A 19,149-nucleotide genomic window follows, 5' to 3' on the forward strand; every position below is an offset into this window, starting at 1 on the left:
CACTCTGCCTCGATCCTACGGATATCGTGTTCCAATCGTTTGATCATACTGAAATGCCCCAACCCGAGTGGGACGCGGATATTCCGCACTGGCGTTCTTATGCGCAGCACCTCTTCCAGGCCAATGGAGAGACACTCAGCCCGCAGCACGACCAAGTGCAGGCCTGGGTCACCAGCCCGGAGCGCGCCTCTTTCAGCGACATGATCACCGCGCTATTGCCCAGGCTGGCCGCTGTCATCGAACCTGGGCGAGTGAAAACCGTGCTGATGGCGCATTGGACGCCAGACCTGCATATGGGCAGTTCGGTGGTGAATGCGGCCATCCATCAATTGGGCCTTTCCGCCTGCCTGGCATTGGCCATCAGCGACCGCGGACCGGACGCTAGCCTGTTCGCGTTGGACGGCCTCAATGACTGCCTGGCCGGTAAGGACGAGGATGGTCTCTTACTGATCGCCGAGCAGAAGAACCTGATGTATTTCTCGCCGTTGATGGCGGCTCTGCAACCGGAAAATAACGCCTGCGTGTGCCTGCTGAACAAGCAGCAGCGCGGGTTGCGCTACCGCGGGTTCAGGCGGACACCCGTCGATCAATGGTTCAGTGAGTCGCTCCTGCACACGGTCGAGCAACTGGGGCTGGTCAAGGAGCGCCTGGTCCTGATTGGCCCGACCCGGTTATTGGAGGTCGCGCCTATCGGCACCCAATCGTTCGCCACCAACCCCCATTTGCTGTGCGCAGCGCCTTTCGTTGCCTTGCGCACCCTCTGGCAGCCGCAATGCGACTATCTGCTGATCAGCGAAAACGACAACGGAATCAGCCTGTGCGGGTTCGCCGCCGAGGAAGGTCCACGATGAACATCGCTTCGCTGGCTACTTATATTCCACCCACCAGGGTGCACATCGACCAAATCGTCGCTCACCGTGGCGGAAGTCCGTCGGAGGCCCGTACATTTACCCAGCTGTTCGGTATGCGGGAGGCATCAACCCTGGCAAATGAAGAAAGCGCCGAAGGCTGTTTTCAGGCCGCCCTGCAACAATTGGGTGAAAGCCTGGATGACGGCGAGAAAATTGACGCGCTCATACTGGTCCAGGGCCTGCCCGCTCGATCCTCGCGCCAAAGCGTCAACCTGTCGGCCCTGCGTCAACAGTCACGCTTTGTCACGGCGGACGCGTCCCTGCTGACCCTCAATCAACAGAACTGCGCCACTGTCTTCTGGGGATTACGCCTGGCCGAACGATTGCTGGCGAGCGGCAAGCACCGCTGCGCAGCGCTGCTGGTGGGCGACACACTGGCCGACTTCGATCTGGCCGAGCGCTACATCCCAGGCTGCACATTAATCGGCGACGCCTTCGTGGCCGCGCTGCTCAAGCCCGGTGGCGGTCAACGCAGGGTGACGGGCATCCAATGCTTCTATCATCCCGGGTTCTGGCAAGGGCTGGATGGCAGCCGTGAGGACACCAAGCGCTTCTACCAGTCCCACAACCACCTGGTTGCGCATGCGCTGGGACACTACCCCGAGGACCTGCGCAAGCATGCCTGGCTGCTACCGCACAATATCAATCGCCTCAGTTGGCAGACCTGGCTGCGCCTTCCAGACAACCGCCAGCAACAGGTCGCCACGGACCTGCTGAGCCAGTGCGGGCATTGCTTTAGTGCGGATCCCCTGCTCCTGCTCGATCGCTATTCTCCTCAAGAGACCGGACGCCCTGCCCTGCTGCTGTCGGTGGGCCTGGGCGGCTGGGTAGGCTGCGCCGCCATCACTTCAGACACCTTGGCGGAGGCAGCCCATGCCCAATAACCCCAGCGCTATTGCGACCGTCAAACCGTCCGCCGCCAAGTATGCGCAGCTGGGCTTCCTGAAAATTGCTGAAAGTGCCTGTCGCCAGCACGGGGATAAAGTCTGGATAGGTGAGGAAGAGCATGCCGTATTGCTGCTGGCCGGCGCTCGACATCTGCGGTTCTTTCTCGAGAATGAAAGCAGCTTTCACAAGGAACTCGACAATGGCGCTTCAGTCAGGCGCTTACTGCTGGGCCAATCGCTGATCACCGCGCGTGAAGGTGAAGAGTGGCACCTGGCTAGAAAGCTGACGACACCGCTGGTCAATCCAAAATCAGCACTGCTGAAACAGGGCACTCGACTCTCCGCCCAGTGGCTGGTCGACACGCTCCACGACCCGGAAAAAAACTCAATGCAGGAAATCTGCCTGCAATGGGCGCTGATGTGCGTCGCACAAGGCTTCGTCGGCTCCAGGCTTGGCTATCAACAGCTTGATGAGCTGATCAATCACTTCCGCCGGATCTACCTGCAACTGATTGTCGCTGAGCCGAACGAAGATTACGCCGTGTTAAGCCAGCACCCCGCCCTCATCGCGTTCCGTGAGACGCTTGAGTCGATGATCGGACCGTTGGTGACGGGCGTGGATGCGGGGGATAGGGATGTCGACATGTTGGTGCGCTTTTGCCAGGCGCTGGATGTCAGCGCCCACCCTCAGGAACGCGAACGGGCGATCAGCCTGTTGCTGGGTAACCTGGTCGCCAGCGTGGATAACACCGGTATCGCGCTGTTGTGGTGCCTGGCTCACCTGTCACAGCATCCCCATTATCAGGATCAGGTCCGGGAAGAATCCTGCCAGGGCAAGCGCGACATGGCCATCGCCATCGTTAAGGAGTCGCTGCGTATCACGCCGGTGACGGCCTTCTTCGAGCGCGGCACCCTGGACCCACTGGAGATCGACGGTGTGGGAATTCCGGCCGGCACCAAAGTGCTGTTTTCCCCCTGGTTGGTGCATCGCAATGCTGTCTATTGGCCCGAACCCCTGAGCTTCAGGCCCGAGCGCTTTCTTGAAGGCCGGAAAATTCCACGAGAGCACTTTGTGCCCTTCAGCATGGGTAAGCGCAACTGCGTGGGCATGGCACTCGCGCTCGACCAACTCACGACGGCCGTCGAAGCACTGTGCAGCCATTGTCGTTTCTCCCTGGCGCCGTCGACCACTCCCGCGGCACTCACGCCGCTGTATGGGCTGAATGTAATGCCAAGAGGGCCCATTTGCTTCACCATCGAATCCGTTGACAGGGTCAGCCAGCATGAATGCATCGCCTAACGTGGCGGGAGATGCCATCCCGCAACTCAGTGTGTTTTGTTTTTCGGACGTGGCCCGAGACAGCTTTGCCGAAAAGTATGAACAGTTACTGAGTACCGCCAGGCTGGCGGATGAACTCAACTTTCACGCGATCTGGACGCCGGAGCGTCATTTCCACACGTTCGGTGGGATGTTTCCCAATCCTTCCGTCATCAGCGCCGCACTGGCCGCCAGCACCCGGCGCATAGCGATCCGAGCAGGCAGCGTGGTACTCCCCTTGCACGATCCGCTGCGCGTCGCTGAAGAATGGGCGCTGGTGGATAATCTTTCTCGTGGCCGGGTCGGCGTCGCGTTCTCTGCGGGCTGGCAACGTAACGATTTTGTGCTCAACGCGCAGAATTACCGCCAACGTCATGAGCTGCTGTTTTCGTCCTTGGAGCAGGTCCAGTCGTTGTGGCGCGGTGAATCCGTGACACGCCACGATCTCTCCCTGCCAGGAAATCCGGAGCCGGTGACATTAAAAACCTGGCCACCCGCCTATCAAGACACAATTGGCGTTTGGATCACGACGGGGAGCAATCCCTTGTTATTCAGCGAGGCTGGAAAACGCGGCCTGAACGTGTTGACCCATTTGATCGCGCAAACCCGTGAACAATTGCAGGAAAACTGCGTCAGCTATCGCCTTGCACGCCAGGCTGCCGGGTTGGACCCTGCGGCCGGCAAAATCACGCTGATGATGCATACCCAGGCTGGAGAGGACCGGCAAGCGCTGCAGCCACGTTTACGGCCGGCCCTCACCGGCTACCTGCAAGCGTTCATGCAGTTGTCTGAAAACCTCCATGAACCCTCTACGCTGACTCAGGAGGCCGTTGATAAGAGGCGGGCCTACGCACTCAAGCTGGGCGTGGAAAAGTACCTCAGCCACTACGGTTTGTTTGGCTCTGCCGCAGAGTGCCTGGAGCAATTGAGGCAGCTCAAGCGTGAGGGCATCGATGAAGTGGCAGGGTTAGTGGACTTTGGCATGTCTCAGGACAGCGTGGAAACAACGCTGCGTACACTCGCGACATTACTGTGAAATAAGGAGATTGTATGAACACGATGAAGATGGTGCTGGCGCTGCTGGCCGGCGCGACCAGCTACGCGGCATCGGCCGCCGAAAAAACCGTTCCGCTGGACGCCTTCAACAGCGTTGAAGTCCGCCAGGGCATCAACTTGACGATCAAATGCGCGGCCACCTCGTCCATGGTGGTCTCAGGCTCTGCCGATACGTTGGGCAAGCTCCAGGTGACGACCAACGATAAGGCGTTATTGCTCGTGAATGACGCCGCGGAAAATGATCGCTTGGTCTCCCATACGCTGGATATCACGCTGTATACCAGCGCGCCGCTGACCGGACTGACAGGCAAGGCCGGGATAAAGATCCTGGCGCCTGCGTGTGCCGTCGATCGATCCAGACTGGCGATCGTCGGCAGCATGGGCGCAGACATCCAGATCGAGGGCAAGACCGGTGAGCTGGTGCTTGACCTGGCAATGGGCGGCACCTTCAACAAAAAGCCGCAACCCTTTACCGCGGATGTGGCCAATGTGCGCATGAGCATGGGAGCGGAATCGTCCCTGTGCGACATTCCGAAGATCAATGGCAGCCTGTCTGCCGGCGCACGGATATCGGTCAGCCCATCGGCTCAGGTCGATACCGGTGCCACGGGCAGCTTCGCCAGCGAAGTTTCAACCTCAGGTTGTTCGTGATCGGTCAGGAAACCGGCCAAGCTCAGTTCTCCGTCCGAGGGAACTGAGCTTGCTATTAGGAGCAATGTAGCTGCCATTGAACCGACGGTTGCTGCGGGCCGACGATCGCCCCATACGCCAGACAAAACCGCCCATCCCCTTGCACCTGGCAATAATGAATCTGCCCGCTACTGGCTGGTAGTTCCACTATAACCCGTGCCGTCCCGCTCGTACCCGCCTGCGGGATGACAGAAAAACTCCCGAGCGGTTGCGTCAGCCCCGTACCCCGGGCTTTCAGCCAGGCCTCCTTGATACTCCAGAGCTGCGTAAAACGAGTGAGGTAATTGGCTTCGTCAAGCGCCAGCCAGCGCTGCTCATCCGGGTGAAAAAAGCGCTGGGCGATCGCCTTTTTTACCGAGACCTTTCCGCTGACGCGTTCCAGATCAACCCCGACCTCATGCTCCCGGCACAAGGCGATGGCGGCCGAATGAGCGCTGTGGCTCAGGTTGAAGCGCAGCCAGGTGTGTTCTGGCAGCCACGGTTTGCCGGTGGCCGTCCTGGCGATGCGCACTTGATCGACCGGGATCGCCAGGTACGCCGCGAGCACCTGATGCATCCAGCGTTGCGCCTGTTGGCGAACCGTCATGAGCGGCAGCGCATCGTTGAAGTTGCGCAGCAGGCAGACACCCTGGCCGTCGATCAACTCAGGCAGGAGATTGCAGCGGTAAATTGATGGTGACTTTGCAACCGGTCTGCTCATGGCGATTTTCCAGGGACAAGTAACCACCATGGCTTTCGGCAATTTGCCGGCACAGGATCAGGCCGATGCCGGTGCCATTGGGTTTGGTGGTGTAGAAAGGCACGAACAGATTCTTCGGATTCGTCAGCCCCACGCCGCGATCGAGGACAGTGATCAGTAAGCGCCCTTTCTCCTCGGCCCACTCGATATCGATACTGTCGGTACTACTGCCCATAGACTCATCGGCGTTCTTGATCAGGTTGATCAATAACTGGTGAATCTGTACCCGGTCGACGTGAGCCATCAACGGACGCGGTCCGCTCAGGGTAATCACACGGTGGGAAAACAACAGCGGCAGCTCCTCCACCAGGGCCGTCAAATCCACCCGTTCCTTCAGCGCCGGCGCCAGCTTGCTCAACTGCCGGTAGCTGCTGATGAAGGCGATCAGTTCGCGGGCCCGCCGGTTAATCAGATCGATGCCCTCGGTAAACCCCGGAGGCAGGTTGCCTGAATGGTGCCGATAGTGCTGTTGCAGCATTTGACTGATGGAGGCGATCGGGCTGAGGGAGTTGTTGATTTCGTGGCTTATCACGCGGAGCAGATCCTGCCAGGCTTTCTGCTCCTCCTGACGCAACATGTCGTCGACATCACTGACAAACAACAACACGTTCCGCACACCGTCCACCATGTAGGTGTCACTGGTCACTTTGTACCGGCCCGGCCGCCCCTCATGATCGGACACGACGGGCTGCTCCGTATTGGCATTTTGCAAAAGATAGTCCAGTTGCCAGGCGCTGGCCGTATCGCCAATCAACTTATCCAATGAGGTGCCGAGCATCCGCGAGGCCGCATCATTGCACCAGATCAGCCGATGACTGCCGTCGAGGGCATAGATGGCAACCGTGATGTTGGAGATCACCTTCTGCAGCAGGAAATCCATCTCCCGCTGCTGTTGGCGGTGGCGCGACAACTGGCAGGAAATGTCATTGATCTGCTCAATGACACCCTCGAAAGCCCCCGCCCCGTTGGTCACCCCACGCAGGCTGAAATCTTCCTGCTCCACCGCCTCCAGCAAATTGGAGATGACGTTGATTTTGTAGATCAACTGCTGAAAAAAGTGATAACAGAAATACACCGTCGTCACACACAGCACGAACAGGGTGAAAAACTTGAGGTAAACGGACTGGTCCGGAAAAAACCAAAGCAGCAGGTAGGCAACGATGGCGCCGATCGGTGCCAGGCTGCACAGCAACAGGTGGCGTACTTCAAATGACTGAAAAAACTTACGCATGACAGATTTTTAGTTTTTCGAGCCGGCGATAAAAAGCGCTGCGACTGAGCCCCAGTGATTCCGCGGCCTTGACCGCATTGCCGTCATACTGACGCAGGCGCTGTAGCAGTAAGGTTTCTTCGGCTTCGGCCAGGGTGCACGCGTCCGTCAACCCCAGCGACGATTCATTGGCCGGACGCACTTCGCTGCGCGATGACACCGAAGACGGCAGACAGAGGTCTTCGACGTCAATCACATTGGCGCGACACAGCAACACAGCGCGTTCCAACAAATGACTCAGCTCCCGGATATTCCCGGGCCATGAATAATCCAACAGCGCCTGGCGCGCCCGCGGTAACAATGCTGGCCGGGGCTTGTTGTATTTACGCGCAAAACGTATCAGGAAGCGTTCAGTCAGCGGCTCGATATCTTCCAGCCGTTCGCGAAGCGGCGGCAGTTGGATTTGAATCAGGTTCATGCGATAAAGCAGGTCCTGACGGAACCGCCCCTCCGCCACGGCCTTGTCCAGGTCAGAGTTGGTGGCGGCGATGATCCTGCATTGGGTGGTCTGGGTGCGCGAAGACCCGACACGCTCAAATTTCCGCTCTTCCAGCACCCGTAGTAATTTCACCTGCTGTGTCAGGGGCAAGTTACCGATTTCATCGAGGAACAGCGTTCCCTTGTCTGCCAGTTCGAAGCGACCGATACGGTTCTCCCGCGCGTCGGTAAAGGCGCCTTTTACGTGGCCAAACATCTCGCTTTCAAATAACTGCTCGTTGATACACCCCATGTTCACTTCGACGATGCTGTGTTCGGCACGCGAGGAAATCTGGTGGATGTAGCGCGCCAGCAGGCTTTTACCGGTGCCGTTTTCTCCCAGGATCAGAACGCTGGTGTCAGTGCCCGCCACCTTTTCCACCAGGCTGATCAAGCGCTTCATCGCCGGCGAGCGGACTACCCATTGGCTGTCCATGTCATCTTCGAGTGCCAGCTTGAGCAGCTTGTTTTCTTCCCGCAGGCAATTACCTGAACGACGCGCCTGGCTCATCGAAATCTGTTGCTGAACGATGCTCAGCAGGCGCTCGTTATCCCAAGGCTTTTGAATGAAATCGGCTGCCCCCCCTCGCATGGCATTGACGATGATGTCGACACTTCCCCACCCCGTCATCGCAACAGCCGGCAGGCAATCATCGAACTTCTTCATCTCGGCGAGCAACTGCAGGCCTTCCATGCCTGACGTGGTGTCTTTCTGAAAGTTCATGTCCATCAACACCAGATCGACAGGCTTCGCGGACAAATGCGCAAGCAGGCGATCGGCTTGGGTTTCCAGAGTCACGTCGTACCCTTGCATGCGCAATAAGATATCGAGACTGGTCAGGATTCCCGTGTCATCGTCAATAACAAGGATATGTTTCTTATCGTTCATCTCAAGCATCCTGCTTAGGGGCAGTCATTCATTCATAGCGAATCGCGTCGGCGGGCGACATATTGGTCGCACGTCGGGACGGAAGCCAGACCGCCAGGGCCACCACCAGTGTAATCATCAGCGCCACCATCCAGAACAGAAGCACAAAAGGCGTGTTTCCGTCACCCAGGACATGGGTCAGTTTGGGCGCGACAAAAAATGCCAGAGGCAAGCCGATGATCAGGCCGGTCAATAACTGCTTGCCGCCCTGGATCATCAGCATACGTAACAAATTACTTTCAGTGGCCCCCATGGCCATGCGCAAGCCGATTTCCTGGGTACGTTGATTGATCAAGTTGCACATCACCGCATAAATCCCCGTTGCCGCCAGTATCATCGCTACCAGGCCAAACAACATGAAAAGATTGGCAATAAAATGCAAGCCGGCCGTATTACGGGCCAAGCGCTCACCCAGCGTCTGGATCTGATTGACGGAAAGATCGCTGTCCACCTGACGAACCGCGGTGACCAGGCCGGGCCCGATCGTTTCCGCGTGCTGGGAACGCAGCACCAGCATCAATGAGGGGGCGGACTGCTGTTCCAGAGAGCGATACACCGTGGTGCGGTGGCGGAACGCGCTGAAAGGCCGACCATGAATAACGCTGGGCACCACACCGACTACGGTGTACCAGCGCTGGTCATCGGTATCGCGAAAACGCAGGCGCTTGCCAATCACATCACGCTCGCCCGGCCAGAACTGCTCGGCAAAGGACTGGCTGACGACGACCACCTGTTGTGAGTCCTGGGTATCCCCGTGGACAAACTCCCGTCCCGCCTTGGGCGTAATCCCCATCGCCGACAAGCTCCCCGGCATCACCTGCACATCGTTGACCATCGGGTAGGACCAGCGCTCGTTCCTGTTGTTGGTCGATGCGTCGACTTCTACCTGGCGCGGTACGGTGAACTGTCCCACGGCACTGGTGGTCAACGCCGCGCTTTCAACACCGGGGATCGTCGCGACAGCGTCCTGCAAGCGCTGGTAGAACAGGATACGGCTTTCATCATCAGGGTAATTGTTCGCGTTGAGGTGGATTTGCGCGGTCAGGTAGTCATGGGTGTCGACACCGTAATCAGCGCGGGTCGCCTGGTAGACCAAGAGTGCGAACAGCGCACTGATACAGAGGATGGAGCAAGAGAGCCCTACTTCGACGATCACCAGGATCCGGGAAACCCGACCTGCGCCACGGCTCTGCGCACCACGGGTGCCATCTCGCAATACCTCATTGAAGTTGCCACGGACAATTTTCCAGGCCGGTAATGCACTGGTGAGTACAGCCGTGATAATTACCAGGAAAAGCGCGTTGAGGACCAACACATTATCGAGTGACAGCTGCCACCAGAAAGGAATCTTATTCGGCACGAAACCCGGCAATATCGAATTGGTGACCTCCAGCCCCCACGCAGCCAGCAGGACTGCCACGACACCGGACAGCAAACAGATAAACAAGCTCTCCAGCATCATTTGCAGGACCAGACGCCCTGCGGGAGACCCCAGCGCGACCCGGATGGCGATCTCTTTGGCTCGCTCGGTCGTCCTGGCCAGCAATAAGTTTCCAACATTGCAGCAAGCCAGCAGCAGCACAAAGCAAACGGCGAACAGCATCACGATGAAGATTGGCGTGGTCTCTTCACCCATGAAGTTTTCCTGGAACGTCAGTGCCTGGGCGGAAAGCCCTTTATTGCTTTCCGGGTACTCCGACGCCAATGATTGCATCACTCTGTTGAGGTCGCGGTTGGCCTCCTCAAGGCTCACACCGGGCTTCAAACGTGCGTACACCGACACTTCCGGCGCACCTTTGCGCTCCAGGTACTGCAAAGGAACAAGCTGGGAAGGCAACCACAGGTCATGGAAGAAGGGAAAGGCAAAATTTTGCGGCATGATGCCGACGATGCGGGTATGTATGCCATTGATCCTGATATCGCGGCCAATCAGTTGTTCATCGGAAGCGAAGTAGTTTTGCCACATGGCATAGCTGATCACCGCGACAGGCTCAGCCCCGGCCTGAACGTCCTCTTGATTGAGCAAACGTCCTCGAAATGGTTGAACAGCGGTATAGGAAAACAGCTCTGCGGTGTTCCTGATGGCCATGTATGAAACAGCCTTGCTGCCATCACTGATATCCGCGCGCTCGGCATAGAAATAGCCCATATCCTCGAACTGGGTGGAGCGCGCCTTGAGATCGCTGTAGTCCATGAAGTTCAGCCCGGAATCACTCAGGCTGACCCCGTTTACGGTCGGATTGATCAACACCATGCGTTCCCCATCAGGATAAGGAAGCGCGGTGAACATGATGGTATTGATCACTGAAAACATATATAGGGTCAGTGCCAGGCCGCAGGACATGATCAGCACGGTCACAAACGTGAAGCCGGGGCTTTTCAGGAGCAGGCGCAAGGCATAGCGAATATCGAAAAGCATTTTATGCTTCCTTCACCAGGGACAGTTGTCGCGCCTGTTCTCCATCGCCAACGACCTTTCCGTCGGACAGGACAATATTGCGCTGCGCACGCTCAGCCGAACGAGGGTCGTGGGTCACGATGCAGATCGTGGCCCCTTCTTCATGCAACTTGTCGAGGATGTTCATTACCGCTTCTGCATTGTTCGAATCGAGGTTACCGGTGGGTTCGTCCGCGAGAAGGATGGATGGGTTACCCACGATGGCCCGGGCGACCGCGACGCGCTGCTGCTGGCCGCCTGAAAGCTGTGAAGGATAGTGACGACTGCGGTGGGACATGTTGACCTTGGCCAGGGCCTCGGCCACCCGCTGTTGGCGTTCGGTTTTGGAAATCTCACCGCGGTACGTCAGCGGCAGCGCGACATTTTCTTCGATCGTCAGATCGCTGATGAGGTTGAACGACTGAAAGATGAAGCCAATGTCGCGGTTACGCACCTGCGCACGCTGTTTCTTGGAAATGTTGTCGACGTTTTGCCCTGCCAATTGATACGTGCCGCTCGAAGCCGTATCCAGCAACCCAAGGACTGAAAGCAGCGTCGATTTCCCACAACCGGAGGGGCCCGATATAGCCACGTACTCACCCTTGGAAATGGTCAGCGTAATCTTGCTGAGCGCATGGGTTTCGATTTCATCGGTCAGGAAAATCTTGTTTACGTCAGTCAGTTCTACCAAAGGTTCCATCATTACTGTCTCCAGGGCATTGTTCCGGTGGCCGGCGTGAGCTGCATCAGTTGGCAATTTGAATCTGTTCGGCACCCTGCCAGGCGGTGCTGTCACTGAGGATTATTCTGTCGCCAGCTTTAAGCCCGCTGGTGATCTGGATGTAGTCAGCAGAACCCTGCCCGAAATCCACTTTCATTTTGGTCGCTGAACGATCTTTTTCGTCCAGCCGGTAGAGCGTAGAAGGCAGGTTATTCTGCGCGAACGGCGGGCGCTCGACATACAACGAATTATTGATTTTCGTCACCGCAATCAATCCATCGACGCTCAGGTCGGGACGTGCCTCCTGTGGCAGCGGCTGAACGAACGTCACATCCACCTTGACCGTACCGTTGATCACCGCAGGATCAACCCGCGATAGCACGCCCGGGAACCGGCTCCGGCCCGTGTTGATCGTGACGGCCTGCCCGACTGCCAGATCACGCGACTGCAACTCGGGCACTTTGAGCTCGGCGTACAACTCTTTCTCTTTAGCCAGGCGAGCGATATCACTACCTACCGTTACCCGCTGGCCGACCTGAACTTTCACGTCTTGCAAAATGCCATCAATCGGCGATTTGACTTTGAGCGAATCAACCTCCTGCTGACTCAGCGCAACCAACGACTCCATTTTGTTAAGGCGGATAATGTTAGCCTTTATCTCCGCCACGACGCTGAGCTTAAGCGTCTTGAGCCGTCGCTCTTCGAAATTGACTTGCTGAGTATACTGTTCAGTCAGAATGCGCGTGGTTTCATATTCCAACCGGGGCACCGCCAAAATATATTTTGTCTGGGCAGCGAGGCGCAGTGAAGAACTAAGTAGCCGACTCTTCACGTCCAACATCAGCGCCTCTTGATTGAGCGTTTTATTTTGCAGCTCAGCGTTTTTGGCCTCGGTTTCTGCTCGAAGCGCCTTAAGCTCCAGTTGCCGCTCCTGAAGTTGCTGCTCCAGCGTCGGATTACTCATGACCACCAGCAACTCGCCCTTGCTGACTTTCATCCCTGCCTTATAAATGACTTGCTCGACCCGAGCGTCAACGTTCGCCGCCACCCAGTTGATGTCCAACGGTAAAAGTACGCCGTTGCCCCGCACCTCTATGGCAAAGTCACCGTACTTGACCTCGGCAACCGTGACGCTGCTGCGAGCAATTTGGTAAGGCGAAAACTTATAGTTGTAGATCGCCAGCAGCAGGATCAACAACAAGACGCCACCCGCAATGACGTTCCTGTGCTTATTGAGTACGCCTTTTTTTCCCGGTTGCGGGATAGAGATATCCATAAAAAACACCAATATTAGCTACTTGGATTACCTTCAAGCACACTCCATGCCAAGAGCAGAGAATAATCCCAAACCTTTGATATCCATTGAATAAAAATTTCGACAAGACGGGGGCACGTGAAGATCGATGCTGCGACGTCTCATTTTCGGAACGGCAGCGAAACGTGCACTACGGGTTAGCCGCTATTTATGGGAAAGTCCCATGAAAATCAAAATCCCGATAATGGAACGCAAGGTAATAGCCCGCAAAAAAAACATCCCATAAATGGGATTTCAATTTCCCTAAATCGAGAGCGGCACAAAAATACCTTAGTAAACAAACGGTTATGATAACGAAAAACTGGCATGGCAATTGCCAGAGCGTAAGGCAGTCACAGCCTATCCAATAATAAAAAAACTTCGCCATTGGTCTACAGAACGGAGTCTGTATGTGGGACGTTAAAATCTCGAATGCTGAGAAGACCCTCTTTACACAAAAAATAATGGATGACCTATACACGCGTCATCTTCAAATCTATGGCAAACATGCAGATACAGAAAAGGCGCTGTGCATTGTCACGGTGATCAATTACATCGTCGAAAATATTTCGGAGGAAATCACCTTGGAAGACCTGGAGAAAATCTGCGGTAAAACCCGATTCGATATTTGTCGCGTGTTCAACCTGTTTTACGAGGTGACACCGATAAAGTGGATGTGGAAGGTCCGCCTGGCGTTGGCAAAGGAGTTCATCAACCTGGCCCCGGAATGGTCATTGACCGACATCAGCTACGCCTGTGGCTTTTCCTCCCTGCCGCATTTTTCTCGAAGTTTCAGCAAGACCTATAACGAAACGCCACTGAGATTCAAACAGGACGTAATAAAATCGACCGGCCAGAAAGTGAAGAAAGACTCCTCCGAATATGATTTTATTTTTGGCATTCAACGAAATGGTTTCTCTCGAAATATGCTGCTTAACAACATTAATTCATTGTAAGTAATAAAGCCCGCTGGATCCGAGCCCCCTCAATCACTCGTACAACCGCAGATATGAAAGTTCAGCGTCATGACGTAACGGGCCTCCCCTTGCCGGGAAAAAGTAAAAAACCGTCGTTGAGGCGATAGTCATTTCCGGTTGAAAGAATAACGAGTGCTTGAGGGGGCGGCAGGAAAAGTGCGCTGAGTCGTTCGGTTATCAATATTGGTAATCAACGCTTTGTACGTTTGATACCTACACCAAAACGGCTGCGAAAACACAGGGCCGGGTCAACCATGGCAAAATAATCTTCCTGCGCGGTATTATCCAGGAATCTGGAAATACGGTTGAATACCGTCGGATCGCGCAAGGCTCCATTGTGGCCTTTGCCTTCGGTTACGATCAGTTTGCTTTTATCCAACGCGTAGTTAAGTACCATGGCTTCTTCCAAATCGATACTCACGTCTCCCTTGTCATGCAATATCAATACTGGCTGTTTTATTTTTGCAATGAGCTCTGGCCCGATTTTATCAGGGTGTACGCCGTACCGTAGTTGATAGAGCTTTTTCATCGACGTCGCAATGTTTCGCGGTAGTTTATTGTTAAGCACATAATTATCCAGGACTTCACCAAAACTGCAGGGGCTACTGATCAAGATCATTCTCTTGAACAACAACCCTTGCAGTGCGGCCATACAGCCTACCAGCCCGCCGGATGAATGCCCGACCACCACCGAGAAAGGACCGTAGTGTCGCTCGATATCGATGACCGCCCTGGAGAGATCGTAAAAAGACACACCCTGGCCCGGAGATACGCCATGGGCTGGCAGGTCAGGCACAAAAACACTGTACCCCTTTGCCTGCAAGCGCTGGGCAAGGTGCCTGAGCATGATGCTTCGCCCATCCCAGCCATGCAGCAGCAAGATTTTCTCTGCTTGCTGCGCGGATTGAGGGTAAATGAACATTTTTACGAAAGTCTGTCGCCAGGTGAAATTTTCCTGTTGGCATTGGCGCAGCAGCATCATCTCGGCGGGCTTATAGGGCAGCGGTCGGGTCTTTTCAAACAGCCGCAATGCGCACAGCGCTGAAAGATAAGAAGACATCATGTTCAACGAGTAGAGATCGAACAACCTTATTAAACGGCACACGCGAACATAGTGTGTCATTGGCCGGACACGGGCCTTCATCAGCAGTTTCGGCCGAAGTCGCAATACCACCAATACGCGAAAGTAGTTTTGATGAATCAGCGCCACTATCAGCAACAACGGATAGATTGCGCTAAATAACATGTTCGCTCCCGATTTTATTTGCCAGCCGCCAGTATTCGTTGGCAAAGGCCAGGAAATTAAGCGCACTGAACGTGATGATGATGCTCATGATAGCGTTCAAGCTAGAGAAGCGATCCCAACCGACCAATAAAACGATCACCATGAGCAACTCGATGATCACCGTCAGAATTAACACCCGACGCGCCTGGTCAAGCTGCTCGAGTAAAGCTTGCAGCGACGCCACGAATGCCGTGAGGAAGAACGTCGGTAATAAAATCAGCATCATCTGTTGGCTGGCGTCCCTGATCGTCCCGTTGCCTGAAAGAATGCCGATCAATGCTTCCTCACTCAGGTAGACCCCGACGGTGAGCACGGCGTAAAGCCCGCCAATGAACATCAACCCGCGATGCAAGAGTCGCCTCAATCCTTCGCCGCTACTGATTGCCAGACGCTGGTTCACCAAAATCGCCAGTGCGGAACCGCATGCCACGGCGGGAATGACAATGAACATCCTAATCTTGGTAATGATCAGGAACGCGGCGACATATTGCTCACCCAACGTTCCGATCAGGGGAAACACCAGCAATGAACTGAAGAACACCACGATAAAAGATACAAAGATCGGTAGGCCAACCAACTGCAGCAGCCCTTTCAATCGGGCAAAGAACGCATGCGGACGGTCGTCCTGCTGCTGGCGACCGACACGCCACACCAGCAATGTCGCAACGGGCATCAGCAGGCCGGACGCCAAGGCGTTAGCTACGATGATGGAATAGAAGCCCAAGCCGTAGACGTGGTAACTGATGTAGCAAATACCGGCGTTCAGGACGATATAGGCAATGACCAGAAACATGCTCAACGTGCTCTTGCCCTGCCCTCGCAAGGCACTGTTGCACATCTCCAGATGAATGAACGGCAAGATCGAAAGGAAATAGAGGGGAAGCACTTGCTGATAAAAGCTCCCACCGGATACAGGCAGCAGCTTCTCCAGCCAAGGTGCGCTGAATACGATCGCACCACTGAGCAAGGCCACGACCAGGATGCCTAGTGCAGACAAAATGGACGTGGCCGCCAGCACTTTCTGCTTTGACCAAAGATTCAGCGACCTTGCGCTGAATACTTGGTTAGTGATCGCCAGGCATTCGAGAATAGCCAGGAACAAAAAGCTGAATGGCTGGATCATCGACAACCAGTAAATCGACGTTGTCTCAGAACCATGCCCCAAAATAGCGGTTTGGATGTTCTGTGAAAAAGACACCGCGACGGCAACGACAATCATTGGCCAGGCAAGCTTGAGCAGGTCCGCAATGTCCCGGCTTGCTCCCTGGCGCTGCGACAGGGCCAGGTCCGATGATGCGTTCACAGTGCCTCCCCCACGCTTGCGTGCCGTGGCAGGGGGTAATGCCTCGTCGTTTTACCATGCAGGCTATAAATCATCATCGAGAGATAAGACAGCGTGTGCGTCGCGCCCAGCAAATAGCCGTGGCCTCCCATCAGTTTTTCCGCCCTGTTGGTCAACTGGGTGATTTGCCACTGGTCTTGTTCGGCGTCTAGAAAGTCCTGCGCTGCGATGCGCATTTCCCATTGCAACATCAGCAGGCTGCACTGGCTGCTCACGTCGGCAAACTCGGCCTTAATCAACTGATGCTGAGTGGTTTTCACACCAAAGCTGCGGCGCGCTGACAGATGTGTCCAACTCATGCTCAACATGCGCATCAGCAGTCCCAGGCGGGCCGCGACAGAGATGATCAGGGAAGTGTCATCGACGGCCGTTGCCTGCTCCGCTCCCAGGTATCGAAGATCCAGTCCAAGCGAGGCAAGTACCCGATCTGCCGGCCCGGACGGGCCGGCAGCGTCATCCCGCTCAAGTGGCACGAGTTGATAGCCCTGGCTGAATACCGGCTTGGTCTGATCGGGCAACCCGCCACGCAATAGCCGCACGGCTTCTGCGGGGTCATGGTCCGCTAACAGCTGATAAGTTCGGTTAAACAGGCCATCAGGCATACGCACTCTCCAACTGCAGGTGCTGCCCAATCCAACCGATCAACTTGCCAACGGTGGTAAATGCATCCTGATTGATTTGATCCGGATCAAACATCAGCCCAGGGACTTTTTCCTCAAGCGTCAGTAAGAACTGAACGAACAATACCGAATCAAGATCCAGATCTTCGTTGAAATCCGTTTCCAGACCGACCGACACGGTCGAAGACATGACATCATTGAGTGCTTCATTAACCGCTGACAGAAGATTTGACATGTAGAACCTCGCTATTTTCATTTTTTTCAATTAAAACGCATGAAAGCGTAACCCCCATGCCCATGGTCAGGCAGAGAATTTTCTTTCCGGTGAAGTATTCCAATAGGCCAGACAAGTTAAATAGAACGTCTGAGCAATAAGCATGTCCGTATTCAGCGACATGCCTGGTAAACAGGATGCCTTTGAAATTCAATTTCTCGACAACTCTTTCAAGCATCGGCAGGTCCAGATTGCACGGAATGATGGCATCGATGCTGTCAGCGGGAACATTGAATTTATCCAGCACGGACAGATAAAAATCATGATATTCCTGCTCCAGCGACGCATATAATTCGCGCCGACGCACGGAAGACTCATGCCGATAATTGTCATAAAACGAGGACATATGCTTTACCGCCGTATGGGTCAAATTCCATTGGGCGGGGCCCGCATTGAGCAGCATCGCGGCCGGTATTTCAGCCAATACGCTGTTATCCAGTCGATTGACAGCACTGTGGAAAGCCTTTTCCCCCGTAAGAAGAATCATTGGCTCGCCGCGCTTGCTCGATCTGTTTTTTAATAAATGAATCGCCGATAAGGCAGACGAGCAATGATTCAAACTCACACTGAGTACTTCCCAGTGCCCTATCCCGCATGCCTCGGCAACATCCTCCAGCCAACGACTGTCAAAGAATGTGTTATGCGTTTGAGTTTTGGCATACACCAGGCAACCTTTGACTTCTTTCAGTTGTGGGTTTGCAATAACCAATGCGCCCAGCGTTTCCACAAGCATCTCTGCGTGGGTTCTGGAAGACATCCCAACGGAGTGCAAAGAATAATAACGCTGTAGCACCTTGCAGGCCCCAGGCTTTAAACCATGAGACTGCTCAAGCGTGCTGAGAGGCTCTAGTGAAACACGACCCGGCAACCAACATAAATAATTAAGTGGCAGCATAACGTTCCCGAAAAGAATATTTTAGTGCCTGCATCAATTAGCCACATCGTCCCAGAAACGGATCGTGCTTTTTGCCTAAAATTGCTTAAAGAGGATGTTTTTCCCATTTGCAGGTCCCACAAATGGAATTCCTACCGACGTTCAACGGGGTTTAGGGGGGACGAAAAGTCCCAAGTGCGCGCTGGGCTGGAAGAACCGGTACTTCTGATGCGGATCGGAGTTACCCTCCTCCCCCCCTATGCTGCTTGACCTTGCCCCCCGAGTTTGCCTCATGCGGCCGGCGTAAAAAATCCGATCAGCCTCACGTGATCCTATATAGTTGCGCACATGATCGCGGACAACTTCCGCACGCCTCCGCCAGACCCTGACGCATGAAGCGCAAACAAAAACATCCGGTACGCCTGATCGAATCCCCCCCTACCGCAATGGCCAGCGCCACGCTCGCGCATCCGCCGTTCTGGCATTACGTCGATGAGCAACACAGTTCGCGTGTTTACCCGCGGGGCACGTTCGCTTTTTTCGCCGGTAGCTTTGGCTTTCTCGTGGTGCTGCTGTTCACCCTGCCTTTTTATGGGCTTGCACTGCTGCTGATTACCCTGGTGGAGGCAGTCAAGGGGTTACCGCTTACTTACGCGCAAACCCTCACAGAACCTACCTTTTTCCTTCCGCTGATCGGTACGGCATTGCTGGCGGCGGGCATGCTGAGCTTTGGCATTTCCAGTCCTGCAGTGACCGCCTTCAGTTTCGACGAAGCCAGGCAGCAACTCACCTTTACCCAGACACGCCGACTGGGAAAAGCCATCGAAAGGCAGGTACCTTTCAGCGATATCCTTTGGATATCGGCTTACGTCCTGTCCAGTTACGGTCGGTCCGGACATTTTCAGATCGGCTTTGTCGGGCCCAAGGGCAAGTCTTTGAAGTGCCACTTGGGTCGGGATTTTCCGGTCACGGAAATGGAGTTTCACATTGCTTGGTTGAAGGGGCTGATCGGCGAGCGGATGAGCGATATTTGCTGGCTGGATACGTGA

18 protein-coding genes are annotated in these 19,149 nt (G+C 55.2%); 7 read left to right on the plus strand and 11 right to left on the minus strand.

Annotation, left to right across the window (positions count from 1 at the left end; genetic code table 11):
• Positions 1-53 precede the first annotated feature (53 nt).
• The 5 genes from CD58_RS14160 to CD58_RS14180 are packed head-to-tail and all read left to right on the plus strand — an operon-like array spanning position 54 to position 4,823.
• The gene (locus CD58_RS14160; protein ID WP_235195306.1) at positions 54-851 is read left to right on the plus strand and encodes a hypothetical protein; all 798 of its coding nucleotides are present in this window, start codon (positions 54-56) and stop codon (positions 849-851) included.
• Positions 848-1,795: a 3-oxoacyl-[acyl-carrier-protein] synthase III C-terminal domain-containing protein gene (locus tag CD58_RS14165; protein ID WP_025213655.1), complete on the plus strand. Its 948-nt coding sequence runs from the start codon at positions 848-850 to the stop codon at positions 1,793-1,795. Before CD58_RS14160 ends, CD58_RS14165 begins: the two co-directional genes overlap by 4 nt.
• Positions 1,785-3,098, plus strand: coding sequence for a cytochrome P450 (locus CD58_RS14170; protein ID WP_025213656.1), 1,314 nt, complete (start codon positions 1,785-1,787; stop codon positions 3,096-3,098). The genes CD58_RS14165 and CD58_RS14170 overlap by 11 nt, the downstream gene beginning before the upstream one ends.
• On the plus strand, positions 3,082-4,152 hold the full coding sequence (locus CD58_RS14175) for a MupA/Atu3671 family FMN-dependent luciferase-like monooxygenase (protein ID WP_025213657.1): 1,071 nt from the start codon (positions 3,082-3,084) through the stop codon (positions 4,150-4,152). The genes CD58_RS14170 and CD58_RS14175 overlap by 17 nt, the downstream gene beginning before the upstream one ends.
• A gap of 23 nt (positions 4,153-4,175) precedes the next feature.
• Complete coding sequence (locus tag CD58_RS14180; RefSeq protein ID WP_235195307.1) at positions 4,176-4,823, plus strand: GIN domain-containing protein; 648 nt, start codon at positions 4,176-4,178, stop codon at positions 4,821-4,823.
• Between the two features lie 55 nt (positions 4,824-4,878).
• Here CD58_RS14180 and CD58_RS14185 read toward each other — a convergent pair whose 3' ends face one another.
• The 6 genes from CD58_RS14185 to CD58_RS14210 are packed head-to-tail and all read right to left on the minus strand — an operon-like array spanning position 4,879 to position 12,710.
• A complete protein-coding gene (locus tag CD58_RS14185) occupies positions 4,879-5,562 on the minus strand; it encodes a 4'-phosphopantetheinyl transferase family protein (RefSeq protein ID WP_038436640.1) in 684 nt (227 codons plus the stop codon).
• Positions 5,507-6,832 carry a sensor histidine kinase gene (locus CD58_RS14190; RefSeq protein WP_025213660.1) on the minus strand — a complete coding sequence of 442 codons (1,326 nt, stop codon included), beginning with the start codon at positions 6,830-6,832 and terminating at the stop codon, positions 5,507-5,509. Before CD58_RS14190 ends, CD58_RS14185 begins: the two co-directional genes overlap by 56 nt.
• Entirely contained in the window at positions 6,825-8,237 is a 1,413-nt protein-coding gene (locus CD58_RS14195; protein ID WP_025213661.1) for a sigma-54-dependent transcriptional regulator, read from the minus strand. The genes CD58_RS14190 and CD58_RS14195 overlap by 8 nt, the downstream gene beginning before the upstream one ends.
• 28 nt (positions 8,238-8,265) lie before the next feature.
• Positions 8,266-10,695, minus strand: coding sequence for an ABC transporter permease (locus CD58_RS14200; protein WP_025213662.1), 2,430 nt, complete (start codon positions 10,693-10,695; stop codon positions 8,266-8,268).
• Position 10,696: 1 nt separating this feature from the next.
• The gene (locus tag CD58_RS14205) at positions 10,697-11,470 is read right to left on the minus strand and encodes an ABC transporter ATP-binding protein (protein ID WP_235195308.1); all 774 of its coding nucleotides are present in this window, start codon (positions 11,468-11,470) and stop codon (positions 10,697-10,699) included.
• Complete coding sequence (locus tag CD58_RS14210) at positions 11,460-12,710, minus strand: efflux RND transporter periplasmic adaptor subunit (RefSeq protein WP_025213664.1); 1,251 nt, start codon at positions 12,708-12,710, stop codon at positions 11,460-11,462. Before CD58_RS14210 ends, CD58_RS14205 begins: the two co-directional genes overlap by 11 nt.
• 428 nt (positions 12,711-13,138) lie before the next feature.
• On the opposite strand from CD58_RS14210, the gene CD58_RS14215 reads away from it, so the two are divergent.
• A complete protein-coding gene (locus tag CD58_RS14215) occupies positions 13,139-13,684 on the plus strand; it encodes a helix-turn-helix domain-containing protein (RefSeq protein WP_025213665.1) in 546 nt (181 codons plus the stop codon).
• Between the two features lie 211 nt (positions 13,685-13,895).
• Here the strand turns inward: CD58_RS14215 and CD58_RS14220 are convergent, their stop codons facing one another.
• The 5 genes from CD58_RS14220 to CD58_RS14240 are packed head-to-tail and all read right to left on the minus strand — an operon-like array spanning position 13,896 to position 18,121.
• Positions 13,896-14,951: an alpha/beta fold hydrolase gene (locus CD58_RS14220; RefSeq protein ID WP_025213666.1), complete on the minus strand. Its 1,056-nt coding sequence runs from the start codon at positions 14,949-14,951 to the stop codon at positions 13,896-13,898.
• Positions 14,941-16,293: an MATE family efflux transporter gene (locus CD58_RS14225; protein WP_025213667.1), complete on the minus strand. Its 1,353-nt coding sequence runs from the start codon at positions 16,291-16,293 to the stop codon at positions 14,941-14,943. Before CD58_RS14225 ends, CD58_RS14220 begins: the two co-directional genes overlap by 11 nt.
• Positions 16,290-16,934: a hypothetical protein gene (locus CD58_RS14230; RefSeq protein ID WP_025213668.1), complete on the minus strand. Its 645-nt coding sequence runs from the start codon at positions 16,932-16,934 to the stop codon at positions 16,290-16,292. Before CD58_RS14230 ends, CD58_RS14225 begins: the two co-directional genes overlap by 4 nt.
• The gene (locus CD58_RS14235) at positions 16,927-17,187 is read right to left on the minus strand and encodes an acyl carrier protein (RefSeq protein WP_025213669.1); all 261 of its coding nucleotides are present in this window, start codon (positions 17,185-17,187) and stop codon (positions 16,927-16,929) included. The genes CD58_RS14230 and CD58_RS14235 overlap by 8 nt, the downstream gene beginning before the upstream one ends.
• On the minus strand, positions 17,162-18,121 hold the full coding sequence (locus CD58_RS14240; RefSeq protein WP_025213670.1) for a 3-oxoacyl-[acyl-carrier-protein] synthase III C-terminal domain-containing protein: 960 nt from the start codon (positions 18,119-18,121) through the stop codon (positions 17,162-17,164). The genes CD58_RS14235 and CD58_RS14240 overlap by 26 nt, the downstream gene beginning before the upstream one ends.
• 371 nt (positions 18,122-18,492) lie before the next feature.
• On the opposite strand from CD58_RS14240, the gene CD58_RS14245 reads away from it, so the two are divergent.
• Positions 18,493-19,149: a hypothetical protein gene (locus tag CD58_RS14245; RefSeq protein WP_025213671.1), complete on the plus strand. Its 657-nt coding sequence runs from the start codon at positions 18,493-18,495 to the stop codon at positions 19,147-19,149.

This window comes from Pseudomonas brassicacearum (assembly GCF_000585995.1).
Taxonomy (GTDB): Bacteria; Pseudomonadota; Gammaproteobacteria; order Pseudomonadales; family Pseudomonadaceae; genus Aquipseudomonas; species Aquipseudomonas brassicacearum_A.